Genomic DNA, 16,866 nt, shown 5'->3' with positions numbered 1-16,866 from the left:
ACCGGGACGGACACCGCACGGACACCGGGCTGTCAGAGCCGGCCTGCCGGTACCGGCAGGCCCGTCCCGACCGATGCGGGCGAGGGCCGGAACTCCCGGGCACCGGGCTCCACGAGGCGGGTATGCTCGCGGTGCGCCCGTCCGGAGGAGGCTCATGCCGCGCCAGCCCACCATGGCCGACATCGCCCGGCAGGCCGGGGTTTCCCGGGTGACCGTCTCCTACGCGTTGAACGGCCGCCCCGGCGTCTCCGAGCAGATGCGCGAGCGGATCCTCGGCATCGCCAGGGACCTCGGCTTCAACCCCAACACCTCCGCGCAGGCTCTGCAGGGCACAGTCGCCCGTCCGGTCGGGATGACCCTGCGCAGGCCCGCCTCCGACGCGCACACCGTCGAGGTGTTCCGCCGCGAACTGATCAGCGGCATCCAGACCGAGCTGAGCGCCCGCGACCTCGGCCTCGCCCTCCAGTACGTCGGCGACGCCGCCGAGGAGACGGCCGTCTACCGGCGCTGGCACGCCGAACGGCGGGTCGGCGGCGTCCTGGTGTGCGACCTGGAGTCCGACGACCCGCGCATCGGGCCGCTCGCCGCGCTCGGGCTGCCCGCCGTCGTGGTGGGCGGGCCCGTCCCCGGGGGCGCGCTGACCGGCATCTGGAACGACGACGAGGCCGCGGTCGACGCCGCCGTCCGGCACCTGGCCGGCCTCGGCCACCGCCGCATCACCAGGGTGAGCGGCCCGGCCGGGATGCTGCACACCGCCGTCCGGGACGCCGCGTTCACCGCGGCCTGCCGGCGTGCGGGCGCGGCGGCGGCGATCGTCGGCGCCGACTACACCGCGCACACGGGCGGCCTCGTGACGCGGCGGATCCTGAGCTCGCCGAACCGGCCGACGGCCGTCGTCTACGACAACGACGTGATGGCGGTGGCCGGCCTCGCCGTCGCCCGCGAGATGGGCGTACGGGTACCGGCCGACCTGTCACTCGTCGCCTTCGACGACTCGCCGCTCTGCCAGGCCGTGCGCCCCGCGCTGACCGTCCTTCGCCGGGACATCGTCGCGTACGGCGCGCACGCCGTACGGCTGCTGTTCGAGGTGATCGGGGGGCGGCCGCCGGCCGCCGTGCTGGACCACACCGCGACCCTGGTCGTCCGGGACAGCAGCGGCCCCGCCCCGCAGCCGGCCTGACCTGCCGGCACCCGCCGGGGCGTCAGGACCATGGGTGCGCGAGGCGGGTGGTCAGGCCGGCGGCCGGGCGTTCGCCGGGCCGGCGGTGCTCGCACGCGGTGTCAGGTGGGCGGCCTCGACCGATACACCGGTAGCTTCCCGGCCGTCGAGCGACGCCAGCAGCAGCTGCGCCGCCTGCCGGCCGTACGCCGCGATGTCCCTGGTCAGCGCGGTGAGTGCCGGGTGGACGATCCGGCAGACGGGGGAGTCGTCCCAGGCCACGACCGAGAGGTCCCCGGGCACCGTCAGCCCCATCTCCTGAGCGACCGCCAGCCCCGCGACCGCCATGATGTCGTTGTCGTAGACCAGTGCGGTGGGCGGGTCGGCCGCCCCGAGGAGCAGGCGCGTGGCGCGGGCGCCGTCCGGGCCGGTGTAGTCGGTGTACTCCGTCGGCGCGCACTCCAGCCGGAGCTTGCGGGCGAGGTTCGCGAACGCGGCGCAGCGGATCCGGGTATGGGCGAGGTCGGGGATGCCCGCCACGCGGCCGATGCGGCGATGGCCCAGCGCCACAAGGTACTCCACCGCCTCCTGGAGGGAAACGGCGTCGTCCGACCAGACGCTGGAGACCCGGCCGCCGGCCGGAAACGGGCCGATCACCACCGCGGGCAGCCCCAGCTCCCGCAGCACGGGCAGGCGCGGGTCGTCGTCCAGGACATCGCAGACCAGCACCCCGTCGACGGCGTGGTCGTGCCCCCACCGCCGGTACACCGCCGTCTCCTGCTCACGGTCGGCGACCATGTGCAGCAGCAGGGCGTAGGAGCGGAGGGACAGTTCGGCCTCCAGGCCGCTGATCAGTTCCATGAAGAACGGTTCGACGCCGAGCGTCCTGGCGGGCCGGTACAGAGTCAGGCCGACCGTCTTCGCCGGTGCCCCCGCCAACGCTCTCGCCGCCCGGTCGGCGTGGAAGCCCAGCGCGTCGGCGGCGGCCAGGATGCGTCGACGCGTCGCCTCCGACACGCCCGGCCGCCCGTTGAGGGCGTACGACACCGCTCCCTTCGACACGCCGGCGGCACGCGCCACGTCACTGATGGTCGGGCGTGTCACCAGGTGCTCCCTTCCATCCCACTGCGGATCGGGCCGCCGTCCGGCCGGCCACGGCAACTTTCTCGGTTCACCAATGCTATCCGCGATGCCTCCCTGCGCCTAGGCGCCGTCCTGGCGATCGGACGACGAGTGCTGCTGCGGTGACGGTGCCGAGGTAGAGGGAGTGCCCGGCCCGACGGGACGATGCCCTGGGCGGTCCGGGCGTAGCGGTCCGGGTGGGGAGGCGATGGGTCATCATGGGTGTGACCACGGCGGCGGGTGCCGCCCGCCGCCGGGTCCGGGCGCCGGAGGAGGGGGCGGCTGATGGGTCTGGCCGGCCGCGCACGCATGCCGATCGACGGCCGCGCCGTCGCGCGCAGCCGCCGCCCCCGGACGCTGGCGCAGGAGCTCTTCCGCGGGTGTTTCACGGCGGAGGAGGGGATCGTCCGGGAGCTGCTGCAGGAGTTGCCGGACGACGCCCGGTACGTCTCGTTCAACAGCCACCGCGGCAGGGCCACCGGCGCCGACCTGCTCTGGTGGTGGGTGGAGCCCGGTGGGCGGGGGTTCGGCTGCCTCGTCCAGACGCGGAGCCTCACCTGCCACGCCGGTCTGTGGCGGATCGGCTCGGACCGGCGGGCCCACCCGGACTCCCAGCTCACCCGCCTGCTGTACACCGCCCAGCACCTGGAGGTCCCGGCGGCCCTGCTGCTCCACACCGGGCCAGAGGACGCCGCGGCCGCCGCGACCCCCGCTCCCGACGCCGTCACCGCCGCCGTGGCCCTGCTGCCCGCCCTGGCCGTCCGCGCCACCCTCCGCCACCGCGCGGCCGAGGCGGAGGCCGCCGGTCTCCGGTTCGGTGGTCTCGACGGGCCCGGGCTGCTGGCCGGCGCCGTGCACTTCGCCCCGCTCCTGGCCCGCGGCGTCGGGCCGTGCCCGCCCGTCACGACCGACGCCGAGCTCGCCGGTCAGGGGGTGCCCCGTCCGCTGCGCGGGTTACTGACCGCACCGCAGTCCGGCGCGGGCGCGGTCGCCCGGAGCCTGCACGACGCCCTGTACGGGTACCGTCCGTGTGCCGGCCGGGCCGCCGACGGCGTCACCCTGATCGACGGGCCCGGGACGATGGCGCGGTTCCACCACACCGCCCACCTCCGCCACGTCGCCGTCGGGCTGCGGCCCGTGGTGCCCGGCTACGTCCACCAGGCGCTCGCCGGGCACGGTCCGGCGCGGCTCGCCCGCTACGTCGCGGGCCTGGTCGTCGTCCCCGTGTGACACGTCACGCCACCGCCCGCACCGGCCGTTGCCCACCCGTAGGTACGGCAACCGCCATTCCCGCTCGGCGTCCGGCAGATCACCGCGTTCTCCGCGCCCCGTGCCTGGAACATCGCGCGGATCAGGCGCAGCCACGTGATCGGCCGGACAGCTCCTGGCTGTCAGTCATGTCCGACGTCGACCGACTGCCTGAAGTCCCGTGCGCTCATGTGCCGCACCCTCGCCTGAAAAACGCTCGATGCCTGAAACCAAACGGAATTGAGACCGCCCGAGGATGCGCAACCTGTTGACGGCGCCCCGACCCAGCCGTATGTTCATCCCGCTTACTCGGTTCATCTCAGGTCAGTGCTCCGGCAGTTGCATGAACGCCGGACAGAGTGCGTGGCAGTATCCGGCACCCTGTACCACCTGACGCCCGTGGCGCTGCGCCCCCGGAAGACCCCACACCACCTGGGCGGGACACCCACTCCCGTACCCGTACGTGGCGACCCACCCGGTGCCCCCACGGACACCTCTGACATCCCCCCACTCCTCCACCAGAGAGCCGACCACCATGCGTCAAGCCCTCACCCGGCTGTCCACCCGCGGCGCCGCGCTCGCCGCCGCGGCCGTCGCCGCACTGCTCATGACCACACTGCCGGCTCCGGACGCCCAGGCCTTCCCCGCCACCCCCAAGGCCAACGTCCTGACCTACCTGCAGTCCGTCACCGGCAACCACATCGTCTCCGGCCAGCACAACAAGGAGCCCGCCTCCGCCCCCGCCCAGTACACCCAGCAGGTCAAGAACATCACCGGCCAGTACCCGGGCCTGTGGGGCGGCGACCTCATGTTCAACCCCGCCGACGTCGCCAACCGGCAGAACGTCATCAACCAGGCCAAGACCGAGTGGGCCAACGGTTCGCTGGTCGCGCTCACCTGGCACGTCTGCCCGCCCACCCAGGGCAGCGGCTGCAACTTCGACGGCGGCGTCAAGTCGAGCATCACCAATGACCAGTTCACCCAGATCGTCACCGACGGCACCGCCCTCAACACCGCCTGGAAGAAGCGCCTCGACGAGGCCGTCCCCTACTTCCAGCAGCTCAAGGACGCCGGCGTCCCGGTGCTCTTCCGCCCGCTGCACGAGATGAACGAGACCTGGAACTGGTGGGGCAACCGCCCCGGTAGCAACGGCGGCGCCAAGCTCTACCAGATCACCCACGACTACCTCGCCAACACCAAGGGCCTGTCCAACCTCATCTGGGTCTGGAACGTGCAGGACAACCCGGCCGGCGGCTGGGCCGACTACTACCCCGGCAACGCGTACGTCGACGTCGTCTCCCTCGACGCCTGGTACAAGACCTACCCGAGCGCCGCGGACTACCAGCAGATGCTCGCCATCGCCGGCAGCAAGCCGATCGCGATCGCCGAACTCGGCAGGATCCCCACCGCAGCCCTGCTCGACAGCCAGCCGAAGTGGTCCTACTTCATGCTGTGGTCCGAGCAGCTGACCGGGAACAACACCAACGCCGAGATCCAGACCGGCTACTTCCTGCCGCGGGTCGTCAACCAGGGTGAGATCACCCTGCCCACCGGTGGCACCGGTGGCACCGGCGGCGGGACGGGGGCCATCACCGGCCTCGGCGGCAAGTGCGTCGACGCCCGGGCCGCCGGCACCGCCAACGGCACCGCCGTTCAGCTGTACACCTGCGCGTCCGGCACCGCCCAGACCTGGACGGTCGCCGGTGACGGCACCATCCGCAACCCGCAGTCCGGTCGCTGCCTGGACATCACCGTCGCCGGCACCGCCAACGGCAGCAAGATCCAGCTCTACGACTGCAACGGCGGCACGCAGCAGCAGTGGCAGGCCCAGGCATCCGGCCAGTTGAAGAACCCGCAGTCCGGTCGCTGCCTGGACGTCCCCGGCGGCAGCAGCGCCGACGGCACCCAGTTGCAGATCTGGGACTGCAACACCAACGCCTGGCAGAAGTGGACCCTGCCGAGCTGACCCCGAGAAGGTGCCCCGGCCGACCCGGCCGGGGCACCTTGGCGCTGATACGGGCGGCGCCGGCGGGGGCGGCTCGGCGGTGGCCGGGTTCTCCCCTGCGGCGAAGCGCAGGCCGCGACCGGCCCGAGAGCGGCCGACACCGGGGTGCGGCAGTGCGGGGCGGGTCAGCGGCCGGCCGTTGACATTCAGCTCGCCGTTCCGCCGACAGCGAAGAATACGTGCCGCGCCGGTCGGGATCATCATGGCTTCTGAGGAGGACTGGAAAGGTCCTGGCGACGACGGGCCGATCTCGGTTCCGGTTCTGCCGCCGGCCCGGATGGGCTCCGTCGCCGGCGTCGCGGCGGCCGGTTCGTTTCGGCCGTCGGGGCCGTCCGGCCAGTGTTGTTGCCCGCTTCCGTCCCGCCACAGGGCATTCGACCCCTGCGCCGTCCTACGGCTGCCTCCGGGCCTTCCCAGCAGCCGGTGTGAATGCTCCGGAAGGGTGGTCTTCACCCGATCAGGCGCCGGCGCCAGTCCAGGGGGGTGATGGTGATGGCCTGGCCGGGGTCGTGGTCCCAGTCGGTGCGGAGGCCGGCTGCTGTCAGGGCCGCTACGACTTCATGGCCGACGGCCACGGTGGTGGCGGGCGAGCCGTCGAAGCCGCCGTAGTGGAGCGTCAGCCCGTGGCCGGCCGCAGCGGAGTCCGTGGACTGGGTGTGGAAGTAGACGAAGCCGCGGGCGTCGGGGCCGCCTTCGCCGCCGATCTCGGCCTGGCCGCAACCGTGGCAGCAGGTGAAGTGCTCGCGGGCGGTGATACCGGCCTCCCTGAGCGCCGTGAAGGCGCGGGTGAGCCGCTCGGGGTCCGTCTCGCCCTGCCAGTCGGCCTGCTCCGCCAGGCGTTCCAGCCACATCCGGTCGGCCAGCATCTGCGCCTGGGCGCGGGACACGGGCCGACGCTCCGCGGTGACCAGGTAGTCCTCGGCGAGTTCCGCCAGAGAGGCGCGGGTGACGTAGCCGCCCGCCAGCGATACGCGGATGCGCTGTTCCAGCACCGTGCGGTCGTCCTCGTCCAGGTCGAGCGGCGGGACCTCGGGGGCGGGGCCCAGGTCCAGCGGCGACCAGGCAAGGGTGGTGTCCCAGCCGGGCGTGCGGGCGGCCCATCCGGTCATCGCCGCGGTCACCGTATCGGGATCGTCGACCAGTACCTGGAAGTGCTCACCGGTGGGGCCGGTGCGGTGCTGCAGTGTGTAGTCCCCGCCGGCCTCGTGCCAGACCTGGGTGAAGACGTCGGGCAGATCGGGTATCCGCTGGACCACCAGGAACCGGTCCCCGTCACCGCCGATCCGCTGGACCAGCCCGGCCAGTTCCTCGGCAGGCACACCCACGTGCCGCTCGCCGTTCTCGGTCTCCACCACGATCTTCAGCATCCGCAGACTCTGACACATCCCCCTGACGGGGTGCGAGCGGGTACGGCCACCCCGTTCCCACACCCTCCGAGGGCCGTCCCCGGCCGGGAAGGCCCGCCCCGGGACGCCATCGGTCCGCTGTACTGCCACGATGGACCCCGGGGCGTCGAACGCCTGGGTCTTGCCGGTGGTCGCTCATTGGTTTGCACGCGTCGATCGTGTTCGTCACTGCCTGGCCGGTGGTTCATCAGATGGTGCGAACCCGTGCTTGTCGGCTGCTCGGGTCCGAGGGGCGTGGATACGCTCGGTCATGTCGTCCGAAGGGGGCGGCACCCGTTGCGTGCTGCCCCTGCCAGGCCGTCCCGCGGTCCAGCGCCGGCGCGGAGCACGCCCGGGCAGTTCCCATGGGAGTGGCATGAGTTCACTAGGTCGTAGGAGTGTCGCGGTGATGGCGGCGGCTCTGGCGTCGCTGGGAGTGGGGAGCGGTGTCACCGCGTCCGCGACCACCCCGGCGGACGCGTCGTGCAGCGGGGCGGAGTGCCCCAGCCTGAAGCCGACCAGACTCACCACCAGCCAGGCGAGCCTGAACGTCACCCAGATGCAACTGGAGAACATCCACGCGATGGCGTCCGACGCGGTGACCGGGCAGCCCATCCGCGGTGCCAGGATCGTGTTCGCCACGGTCGGTGGCCGGACCCTGGGGGCGGCCTACACCGACTACGACGGCATCGCCGCGATCACCGCCCCGGAGAATCTGGGGCCTGGAATCCTGCAGGAACTGCTGGGCGGTTACGAAGCCGCGTTGGTCGGTGACGGCGTCCACGCCCCGGCCGGGGCCCACGGAGCGATCACCATCGGCACGGACCAGGGCCCCGGGGTGCCGGGGAGCCCGTGCGCTGTCTGCAGCGACCGCGGGCTCAAGCAGGACGTGGTTCCGGTCGACTGGAGCCGCTGAGGATGCGGATCTTCCACCGGCGGTCCCGGCCGGCCGGCCCGGTCCCCGCCGACCGTCGGGCGGGCGGGCGGCAGAACGGCTCGGCGGCCCAGGTCGGTGCGGTCGACGGCTACGTCGGTGCGGTCAACGGCTACACGGTCCTGGAGACCGTGGCCGCGCTGCCCGTCAGTACCTGGCGCTACCTCTGGGAGCCCGAGGACGTCCGCCACCTGGGGCCGATGGCCCAGGACTGGCACGCCGCGTTCCGCCTCAACCCGGACGACACCGTGATCCCGGTCGTCGACGGCCTCGGCGTGGCCCTGGTCTGTGTCCAGGCGCTGCACCGCCGGGTGGAGGAACTCACCGCCGAAGTGGGCCGTCTGAGAGACGCCGCCGGCGCGCGCGAACCGGTGGCCGCGGCCGCTGCGGCACCCATCGTGATCCAGGAAGCAGGGCACCATGACAGGGCAGGACACCGTGACGGGACCGTCCGGGGCAATGGATCAGCGCTCGCCGGTGTCCAAGGACGCGATCTGGCGGCTACCGGTGACGGTCTGTCGCATCACCCAGTTCCTGGGTGACCGGACTGCCGGCGCCCTGCTGGAGCGTGCGATCGCCTCCACCGGCGACATGTTGAAGCCGTCCATGATCCGCGACCGGGAGGTGGACCTCGACTTCCGCCGGTCTCGCTCGTACCAGGGCTTTGCGGCGCCCGAGCTGATGGCAGCCATCGACGACGTCCTGGAGGTGGTCGAGCACACCCTGGGGGTCTCCTGCCGGCACGCCGAACCCAGCTACGGCCTCAACGTCCACAACGACGGCGACTTCTACCGGGCGCACCAGGACACCAGCGCCGAGTTCGCTCCCCGCCGCCTGCTCACCTTCGTGTACTACCTGCACCGCTCGCCCCGGCCTTTCGTCGGGGGCGAGCTGCGGGTGTTCGACGCCGCCCTGCCGCTGCACACCGGGACCGCCGGCAAATGGGACGAGCGCACCTGGCGGGACTGGGAACCCGAGCACGACAGCATCGTCTTCTTCCGCCCCACCGCCTGGCACGAGGTACGGCCGGTCGGCTGTCCGAGCAGGCGGCACGCGGACAGCCGCTTTGCCGTCAACGGCTGGCTGTGCAGCCCGGACCCCACGACACGAAGGGTGGGCTGAGAAGGCGTCGATCGCTCCCCGTCGCGGTCCGACGGTCACGCGCCGGTTCGGGTGCCGGCTGTCCGCGGTCCGTCCTCCCCGGTGCCCGCCGGATCGGGCGGTGGTGCCCGATCCGGCGGCCGGCGGCCCCGCGGCGGAGTCCTCCGGTCAGGAGCGGTCCATGAGGAACCGGGACAGCGGATCCGTCCGCTCGGCCCTCCCTCGTCAGGCGTTGAGCGTGGTGATGTTCCACCAGCGTTCGCCACCGAGGTCGAGGGTGATCGGCACGGGGGCCGCCTTGCCGCGGTGCAGCACGGCCGGGTAACTGCTGTCGGGCAGTGGCCTGGTGGTCCACGGCCGGCCGTCGTGCCCGTTGTCGGGCACCGAGGGGATCGTGATCTCGACGGCGTTCGCCAGATCGTCCGCGGTAACGCCGTCGGGTACCTGCCGGAGGGTGAGGATCTGCTCGAAGTGGGGGCGCTGCACCAGGCGGTGGGCGATGTGGGCCTCCTCGCCCCGACCGTAGAGCAGGTAGGTGAGGTGCGCGGGGAAGGGCTCCTCACCGAACCGGCGGAAGTTCAGGACCCGCTTGATCCGCACGGTGAAGCCGCCCGAGACGGCCTCCCAGACCCGGTCCTCGCCGTTGCCGGTCTGGGTGACCCGGTCGAGCCTGGCCGGGTACTCGGTGACCGAGCCGTCGCCGATCGGGGGCAGCACCATGTCCTCGGTGTTGCGCACGGCGTGCCAGCTGGCCGGGCGGTCCGCCTGGTCCTTGAGGTAGATGTCGAGGATGTCGGTGGGCAGGTCGTACTCGACCACGACCTGGTAGCGGTGCTCGGCCATGCCGAACATCGCCAGGTGGTAGCCGAAGACCGTGTCCCGGCCGGAGAGGATGAAGGAGTGGACCGAAGGGTCCTCGTGCTCGTGGTCGTGACGGGTGGTCATGCGAACTCCTTGCGGGTGCTGTGCTGTGGTGCGGAGGGATGCGGCAGGGACGTGTGCCGGCGCTGCCAGAAGAGCCGGCCGCTCCAGCGGCTCTCCAGGCCGTACACCGCGTGGTGGTTGCGCCGGTAGGCGGTGAGGACCGCTGCCACCTGGGTGCGGTAGGACCCCAGCGCCTCGCCGTCCCCGTCGAGGTGGGCGGCCAGGGCCGAGGCTCCGGTCATGCCGGTGTGCAGGGCCGTGAGGATCCCCTGGGACGAGATCGGGTCGAAGGCGGTGGCCGCGTCGCCGACCGCGATCCAGCCGTCGCCGGTGGGAGTGTCGAGGTGGGAGGAGTGGGCGGGGGCCCGCCTGACGGTCGCGTCGGTGGGCGGCGGGTGGGCGTCGGCCCGGACGGCGACGTGCCGGGTCCGCCGAAGCAGACGGTCGAAGTCCGAGCGGGTGCGCGGTGCGGGCGGGGCGAGGTCGGCATCGGTGAAGTAGGCCACCAGGCGGCGGCCGCTGGGCAGCAGCGCGGTGTACCACCAGCCGTCCGCGGCGGATTCGACCAGCGAGCAGGTCTCACCCGCTCGGCCCGAGGGGTCGGGTGCCAGGTCCAGACAGACGGCGACCAGGGCGTCGGTGCGGCGAGTGGCGGCCCGGCCGGCGGAGGCCACCGCCCGCCGGCGGCCGCTGGCGTCCACGAGCCAGTTGCACCGGACCATCCTCAGCTCCGCCGGTCCCCGCAGGGCGACGGTCCAACGTCCCTCCAGTTGACGGGACTTCAGGCGGACTGTGGTGCGCTCCGCTACTTCGGCGCCGGCCGAGCGGGCCGCCTCGCGCAGGCGTTGGTCGAACCGGGCCCGGTCCAGATGCCAGCCGGGACCGTTCGGGTCGTTGATGAAGTCCGTGCGGCCCAGGGCGTGCGACCCCCAGGACGAGAGGTTGGCGTAGCAGGTCAGGTGACCGGCCGCGACGGGTCGTTGACCGGTGCCCAGGTCGTTCAGCAGGACCTTGGCCACCGAGGGCAGGGCCTCGCCGACCTTGGGCGGCCCGGTCCTGGCGTCCGCGAGCAGCACGGTCCGCCCCGCACGCGCCAGGGTCAGGGCCGCGGCCGCGCCGGCCGGGCCGCCGCCGACGACCACCACGTCGTACTGCTCGCCCGTGGTGGTGAGCCGACCGGTCATCAGGTGTTGTCGCGGAAGGGCGCGACCTTGTCGATGAAGCCGGCCGTCACCTCTTCGGCGGTGTAGCCGCTGACCGCGATCGCCTGGTTGATCGCCTCCGACGCGAGGGCCACGTCCGCGGCCTGGGGCACGTGCAGCGTCACCAGGTTCTGGGTGAGCGGAACGCCTTCGAGGTCGATGGAGGGCCTGGACTCCACCTGGATCCGGTCGGGGAAGTCCTTGGCGCCCTCGCGCACCTCGACGATGCCGAGCCGGTACCAGTCGTCGATCATCTGGTTGAGCTGTTCGGTGTTCTGCCCGCGCAGCCCGCGCAGCCACACGGCGCGCCGCTCGAACGCCTCGGTGCGCTCCGCCAGCGGCCGGGTCTCGTCCACGACCACCTGGTAGTCGTCCTCGGTGAGGACGTGGTTGGGGACCCGGGCCGGCCAGAACGTCGGCAGGTACGGGTCGTGACGCGGACCCAGGGACAGCTCGTAGCCGGAGCGGCAGCTGGCCGTGTCGCTCTGCCACGGGACGGCCATCCACCGGGAGAGGTCACCCGGCGCCTGGGCGTACAGCGGTCCGTTGACCGACAGCGCGGTCTCGGGGGTGAGGACCGTGCCGTACGAGGGTTCGGGCCGGCCGGCCGGGCGGTGGCGGATCCGGAAAGGCGCCATGTACATGGAGGGGTGCCGGATCGGCCAGGTGACCTCGCAGCCGGGGTGGAAGGCGTCGGCGAGGCAGAAGTCCAGTGCGGCGCGGTCGAGCGCGGCGGGCTGCTCGGCGAGGGGCACCTCGGCGAGCGTCCGGGGCGGCGGGGTGGCCCCGAGGGTGCCCCAGTCGTCCTCGAAGTCGCCGTCGGCCCAGCACTGGAACATCCGGTACTGGGTCGGGGAGAACGCCATGTGGTGCAGTGGCGAGCGCGGCGGGATGGCCATCGCGTCCCCGTACAGCCACGGCCAGGGGACCGGCGAGGTGCCGTCGCGCCCGAAGTCGCGCAGCGCGTTGAACACCTGCCGGCGCAGCGCGCGCCGGGTGGGGGCCTTGCTGCTGAGCCGCGCCAGCATCTGCGGGGTGGTGAACTGGCCGAGGCCGTCGTGCCCGTAGTAGCCGGCGAAGCCGTGGTTGACCCACTGGTGGTCGGTGAAGCGCTGGAGCACCGGTGCGATGTGGCGGGTGAAGGAGACCCTGTCCGGGAACGGCAGCGATCCGTCGCAGACGAACACGTCGTACAGCAGGTCGTAGAGAGTGCGGATGCCCTTCAGCGCGGGAGCGTAGTTGGGCGGGGCGACCAGGACCCAGGCGGGGTCGACCGGCAGGACGCGGCCGCCGACGGTGACGGCCGCGGTGACCGGGCCGTCGCCGATGTCGTCGTGCCAGCCGTCGTTGTTGGCGTAGGTGGTGATCGGCTTGCCGTTGTGGGAGGCCGACTCGCCGAATCCGCCGAACACCAGCAGGCGCCCGTCCTCGTCGGTGCGGAGTTCCCCGAGATAGACCTCCTTCCCCATGAACTTGCCGTCGCGGAAGTGGAAGTCGGGCCCTGAGACGTTCCTCCCGGTGATGCCGATCGGGCCCGGATCGATGATCAGGCCCTTGCGGAGGTCGCCGGTGATCTCCTTGTTGCGCAGCCCCGACGGATTGGCGCTCGCCGCCTCGGGAATGTCGAGCGCGAGCTGGAACTGGTACCAGGCAGCCTTCTTGTTCGCCAGGTGCGCACTCCAGCGGATGTCCGCGTTGTCCGCCGTCAGCTCGGCCACCACCTCGCCCAGGGCGTTGTACCCGTAGACCCGAAAGCGTGCCGCCTCGCGTTTGATCGCTCCGGCGGAGTCCTTGTAGAAGCCCGGGTCCTGCGGTGCGGGGTCGGGCACCTCGGGTGCGGTGCAGTACTCCTCGAGGGAGTTTCCGACTCTGGCGATTCCGATGGCGGGGTGGATCGCGGCGCGGACGATCTCGTCGGTCATCTGGCTCGTGCCTCCAATTTCGGGGTCCGGCTTCGAGCTGAAGGTTCGTTGACGGAACACTATGGGGGGAGGCTCCGCTCCGATCGGATGGACACGAACGATCACTCGCAAGAGTGAGGCGGGCACCCATGCCGGGGCTGTCGGGGGAGCCTGCACCCGCTCGACATCCTCCGGCCGGCCGGCATTCACGATTCGGCTTCCCCCGCGCGGGGGAAGCCGGATGGCCCGTGGGACGGATGTGATCAGGGCGGGCGGCGCGGCATCGTGGAGCGTCGGCAATCCGGACAGACGGGGGTCACGGTGGTTGTTCCTGCGAACACGGAGGCAGGTGGCGTTCCTGAGCCGCCGATCGCAAGCCCGGGGCGGGCGTTGTGGAGGCGGCGCCGGCCTGTGTGGGTGCCCGTGGTCGCGGCGGTGTGGGGCGTGTTGTACGCCACCGTCGAGGTCACCTGGGCGGCGACGGGCACCACCGTGCAATGGAAGGAGCACTCCGCGTACGCGCCGGAGGTCCAGCTCTTCCTGGCGGCCCTCGCCCTCCTGGCCGGCGGCGCCTGCCTGGCCGGCACCCGGACTCTCGCCGGGCCCGGCCGGGTTGCGGTGGCGACGGCGCTGATCGTGGCGCTCCCGGTGTTCGTCGTGGGGATGAACGGGCTGCCGATCTATTTCGTGACCATGGTGGCGCTCTCGGGGGTCGAGAGCGCCACCGGGCTGGCCCAGGTGCTGCTGAACACGGCCGGTGCCGCCCTCCTGCTCCTCGCCGGTTTGTCGTACCGCCGGCGGCTGCGCGGAGACTGCCCGCGATGCGGGCGGTCGCACAGCGGCGCAGCCGACGGCCCCCTTGTCCACCCGGCCGCCTCCCGGGCCCCGGGGCGGACCCGCGTCGCGGTGTACCTGCTCATGGGCGGACTTCTGCCGTGGGCGGGAGCCAAGACCGTCTGGACGCTGGGAGGAGACGCGCTCGGCGTCGCGGGCGACGACTGGCGGAGGGCGACGAGCGTCGGCGCGTCGGGGCCGTCGAGGGCGGCCGCGGCGGCCGGGATGGACGTGACCGTCCTGGCGGCGATGGTCGGGGTCTTCCTGCTGCTGGGGTTGCTGTACTCGTGGGGGCAGGTGTTCCCCCGCTGGACGCTGTTCCTGTCCGGACGACGGGTCCCGCGCCTGCTGCCCTTGATCCCGGCCTGGCTGACGGGCATCCCTCTGGCGATGTACGGGGCCGTCCTCATCGTCATGGCCCCACTCATGGCTGTCGGCGTGCTGCCCACGATCGAGCCGTCCCCGCCGTTCACCGCCGGTTCGGGGATCACGTGGATGGTCGAGTTCGGCGGTCTGGCATTCGCCGGTCTGGGCGGCGGCCTCGTGGTGGCCGCCCGCTCCTACACGGCCCGCACCCGCCCCGTCTGCGCCGGCGCCACGGCAACGGAGAGGCTCAAGTAGCCGGGTGCCGGAGTGTCAGCTGCGCCCTGGCGGTCATTGCAGCGGGGTGCGCGCCTGCTCGGGGGCGACGCGTTCGGGCGGACCGGCCCTACCGGGCGTGCCGGGCAAGGCCGAACAGAGCAGGGGTGGGATCGCGCAGGACCGCGTCCGCGTCGGCGTCCTGGCGCACTTCGGTCGCATCGAGCCGTCGGGCCGTGCTCGGCGTCGGCATCGGGGCCGTTGTCGGCGAAGGTGACCATCTGGCCGGTCGGTGATCAGTCCGCTCCTCGCACGATGTGCTCCGGCGGCCCGGCCGCCAGCAGGTCGCCGGCGGTGCGGGTGTTCGAGGGGTCGGCTGCGGTGGCCATCAGTTCGGCGGCCGCTGCTTCGTCGGTGTCCGGAGGGATCACCAGCAGGTCCAGGCGAAGCGGGGTGTAGGAGCGAATCATGATCTCGTCGGGGTCCTGCTCCTGCCGGAACCAGCCGGCATGGACGACGTGTCCGGCCACCGGGATCCGCGGGGGGATGACGGGCCAGTGCGCGGGATTGAGGGTGACGCGGGTCACCCGTCCCCAGCGCCCGTCCAGTTCCTTGGCGAGGGAGGGCAGTTCGGCGAGAAGGTCGTACGACCGGGGCCACCAGGCACCGTCCAGCCGGCCTGCGGTGGCGTCGTCGGGCGTGAGCGTCAGACGCAGTGGTGCTGCGGGCGTCCGTGGGGTGTTCACACGGTCGAAGGTCACGGTCATGTCCCGGACCTGTCCCCGGGTCCATTCACATGGGCCCGGCATTGTCGGTCTCCGGAGACGAAGCCGGATCGGGGTCCGGCCTGCGATGTGCCTTCGGTAGCTCCCAGGCTACTCCGGTGCGGCGCCCGACCCACCACGCTGCCAGGGTCCGTCCTGCGACCGGGGCCGGAGAGTGTCGCTCAGAGGCCGGCGGCCGCGCGGACGGTCCGTGCGGTGTCAGCGGGATCCGGATCGGTGACGGCCGGGCGGGCACAGGGCGAGGGACATTCCAGATCGGGCCGGCTTTCCGGCAGTGCGCCCGTGACCACCCGATGGGCCCTGCGGCAGGTCGTCCGGGACATCCGCCTACTGCCATCCGCGTCCCGCCCCGGCCGCGAGCCCGCGCCGTCCCGGCGGGATGGCGCCCGTCGCAACCCCGAGGCGGATCGCTGTTGCTCAAGGCCGGCCCCGCCGGGCCCCTGACTCGGCTGCGCTGCCCACCCGAGCGTGGAGCGGGCCTGGAGCAGGGCGGCGCGCCGCCCTGCTGGGCCGTTCGGGGGTCGCCGCCTGCCCGAACGGACGAGTGGTGCGAGCCGTTTGTCCCGGAACGGGCCGTGGCCGAGGAGTGTTGTCCGTCGGATCCGGCGCGCGACCGATGACGGGAGAGATCAGTGAGCTCAGCTGTGGATCAGGGCCGGTGGGCCGTGCCGCCGGTCCTGCGGGGGCAGAAGGCCCTGGTGACGGGGGCGAACTCCGGCATCGGCAAGGCGACCGCGATCGCTCTCGGCCGGGCCGGTGCCGACGTGGTGGTGAACTACGTCTTCGGGCCGGAGGCCGCCGAGGAGGTGGTCGAGGAGATCAAGTCGTTCGGTGTGCGGGCCTACGCCCACGAGGCGGACGTCTCCCAGGAGGACCAGGTCGTCGCGATGGTCGACCGGATGGTCCAGGATTTCGGCACCATCGACATCATGGTGGCCAACGCAGGCCTGCAGCGGGACGCCGCCGTCACCGAGATGACCGTCGCCCAGTGGCAGAAGGTGCTGGACGTCAACCTCACAGGTCAGTTCCTGTGCGCCCGGGAGGCGGCGAAGGAGTTCGTCCGCCGTGGCGTCGTGCCGGAGGTCTCCCGCTCGGCCGGGAAGATCGTCTGCATGAGCTCGGTGCACCAGATCATCCCCTGGGCGGGCCACGTGAACTACGCCTCGTCCAAGGGCGGCGTCCTGATGATGATGCAGACACTGGCGCAGGAGCTGGCCCCGAAGGGGATCCGGGTCAACGCGGTGGCGCCCGGTGCCATCCGCACCCCGATCAACACGTCCGCCTGGGACACCCCGGAGGCCGAGGCGGACCTGCTGCGGCTGATCCCGTACCGCCGGGTCGGCGACCCCGCGGACATCGCCAACGCCGTGACCGTGCTGGCGTCCGACCTGATGGACTACGTCGTCGGCACCACCCTCTACGTCGACGGCGGGATGACCCTCTTCCCCGGCTTCGCCACCGGAGGCTGACCGCACCGTGGACGACACGTGACGCTTCGCCGGGTGCCGACTCCCGGCGGGGGCTTCGCCGGCCTCCTCGCGGCTCGGGCCCCGCGCGGCGCTCCGGTCGCGGCCACGTCGGTCGAGCGCTGCGCGCACCCGGGCAGCGCGGCCCGCACCTCGTGCGGGAAGGCCGTCGTGAGGACGGGGCACCTCCACGCCCAGGGGCCGATCGACCGGCCGGAGCC

The 16,866-nt window shown here is 72.4% G+C and carries 14 protein-coding genes; 8 read left to right on the top strand and 6 right to left on the bottom strand.

The annotated features are described in order from the left end of the window. Window positions 1-154 precede the first annotated feature (154 nt). Window positions 155-1,180: a LacI family DNA-binding transcriptional regulator gene (locus J2S46_RS06325; RefSeq protein WP_191294042.1), complete on the top strand. Its 1,026-nt coding sequence runs from the start codon at window positions 155-157 to the stop codon at window positions 1,178-1,180. Between the two features lie 51 nt (window positions 1,181-1,231). On the opposite strand, the gene J2S46_RS06320 is transcribed toward J2S46_RS06325, so the two are convergent. Then, window positions 1,232-2,263 (bottom strand): LacI family DNA-binding transcriptional regulator, encoded by a 1,032-nt coding sequence (locus J2S46_RS06320; protein ID WP_191294043.1) that lies wholly within the window; start codon window positions 2,261-2,263, stop codon window positions 1,232-1,234. Between the two features lie 303 nt (window positions 2,264-2,566). Here J2S46_RS06320 and J2S46_RS06315 point away from each other — a divergent pair, with 303 nt between their 5' ends. Beyond that, window positions 2,567-3,511 carry a hypothetical protein gene (locus J2S46_RS06315; RefSeq protein ID WP_191294044.1) on the top strand — a complete coding sequence of 315 codons (945 nt, stop codon included), beginning with the start codon at window positions 2,567-2,569 and terminating at the stop codon, window positions 3,509-3,511. Between the two features lie 553 nt (window positions 3,512-4,064). Next, on the top strand, window positions 4,065-5,495 hold the full coding sequence (locus J2S46_RS06310; RefSeq protein ID WP_229913327.1) for a glycosyl hydrolase: 1,431 nt from the start codon (window positions 4,065-4,067) through the stop codon (window positions 5,493-5,495). A 488-nt stretch (window positions 5,496-5,983) separates the two neighbouring features. Here the strand turns inward: J2S46_RS06310 and J2S46_RS06305 are convergent, their stop codons facing one another. Then, window positions 5,984-6,901 (bottom strand): DUF6891 domain-containing protein, encoded by a 918-nt coding sequence (locus J2S46_RS06305; RefSeq protein WP_191294045.1) that lies wholly within the window; start codon window positions 6,899-6,901, stop codon window positions 5,984-5,986. Between the two features lie 427 nt (window positions 6,902-7,328). On the opposite strand from J2S46_RS06305, the gene J2S46_RS06300 reads away from it, so the two are divergent. Genes J2S46_RS06300 through J2S46_RS06290 form a run of 3 tightly spaced genes read left to right on the top strand, consistent with a single transcriptional unit; the run spans window position 7,329 to window position 8,975 of the window. Then, window positions 7,329-7,835 (top strand): hypothetical protein, encoded by a 507-nt coding sequence (locus tag J2S46_RS06300; protein WP_229913328.1) that lies wholly within the window; start codon window positions 7,329-7,331, stop codon window positions 7,833-7,835. 2 nt (window positions 7,836-7,837) lie between these two features. After that, window positions 7,838-8,395: a tail fiber domain-containing protein gene (locus J2S46_RS06295; protein ID WP_229913329.1), complete on the top strand. Its 558-nt coding sequence runs from the start codon at window positions 7,838-7,840 to the stop codon at window positions 8,393-8,395. Next, the gene (locus J2S46_RS06290; RefSeq protein ID WP_191294047.1) at window positions 8,313-8,975 is read left to right on the top strand and encodes a 2OG-Fe(II) oxygenase; all 663 of its coding nucleotides are present in this window, start codon (window positions 8,313-8,315) and stop codon (window positions 8,973-8,975) included. Before J2S46_RS06295 ends, J2S46_RS06290 begins: the two co-directional genes overlap by 83 nt. A gap of 204 nt (window positions 8,976-9,179) precedes the next feature. On the opposite strand, the gene J2S46_RS06285 is transcribed toward J2S46_RS06290, so the two are convergent. Genes J2S46_RS06285 through J2S46_RS06275 form a run of 3 tightly spaced genes read right to left on the bottom strand, consistent with a single transcriptional unit; the run spans window position 9,180 to window position 13,002 of the window. After that, on the bottom strand, window positions 9,180-9,899 hold the full coding sequence (locus J2S46_RS06285) for a hypothetical protein (RefSeq protein WP_191294048.1): 720 nt from the start codon (window positions 9,897-9,899) through the stop codon (window positions 9,180-9,182). Next, window positions 9,896-11,062, bottom strand: a complete 1,167-nt coding sequence (locus J2S46_RS06280; RefSeq protein ID WP_191294049.1) for an NAD(P)/FAD-dependent oxidoreductase — start codon at window positions 11,060-11,062, stop codon at window positions 9,896-9,898. The genes J2S46_RS06285 and J2S46_RS06280 overlap by 4 nt, the downstream gene beginning before the upstream one ends. Further along, window positions 11,062-13,002, bottom strand: coding sequence for a LodA/GoxA family CTQ-dependent oxidase (locus J2S46_RS06275; protein ID WP_191294050.1), 1,941 nt, complete (start codon window positions 13,000-13,002; stop codon window positions 11,062-11,064). The genes J2S46_RS06280 and J2S46_RS06275 overlap by 1 nt, the downstream gene beginning before the upstream one ends. Before the next feature lie 423 nt (window positions 13,003-13,425). Here J2S46_RS06275 and J2S46_RS06270 point away from each other — a divergent pair, with 423 nt between their 5' ends. Then, window positions 13,426-14,436 (top strand): hypothetical protein, encoded by a 1,011-nt coding sequence (locus tag J2S46_RS06270; RefSeq protein ID WP_191294051.1) that lies wholly within the window; start codon window positions 13,426-13,428, stop codon window positions 14,434-14,436. A gap of 254 nt (window positions 14,437-14,690) precedes the next feature. On the opposite strand, the gene J2S46_RS06265 is transcribed toward J2S46_RS06270, so the two are convergent. Beyond that, window positions 14,691-15,155 (bottom strand): DUF5994 family protein, encoded by a 465-nt coding sequence (locus J2S46_RS06265; protein WP_370882168.1) that lies wholly within the window; start codon window positions 15,153-15,155, stop codon window positions 14,691-14,693. Window positions 15,156-15,811: 656 nt separating this feature from the next. On the opposite strand from J2S46_RS06265, the gene J2S46_RS06260 reads away from it, so the two are divergent. Continuing rightward, the gene (locus J2S46_RS06260) at window positions 15,812-16,648 is read left to right on the top strand and encodes an SDR family oxidoreductase (protein WP_191294702.1); all 837 of its coding nucleotides are present in this window, start codon (window positions 15,812-15,814) and stop codon (window positions 16,646-16,648) included. Window positions 16,649-16,866 lie beyond the last annotated feature (218 nt).

Origin of the sequence: Kitasatospora herbaricolor, from assembly GCF_030813695.1 — a bacterium.
Lineage (GTDB): Bacteria > Actinomycetota > Actinomycetes > Streptomycetales > Streptomycetaceae > Kitasatospora > Kitasatospora herbaricolor.
The sequence above is the reverse complement of the archived record's forward strand: the minus strand, read 5'-3'. Positions and strand labels throughout refer to the sequence as shown.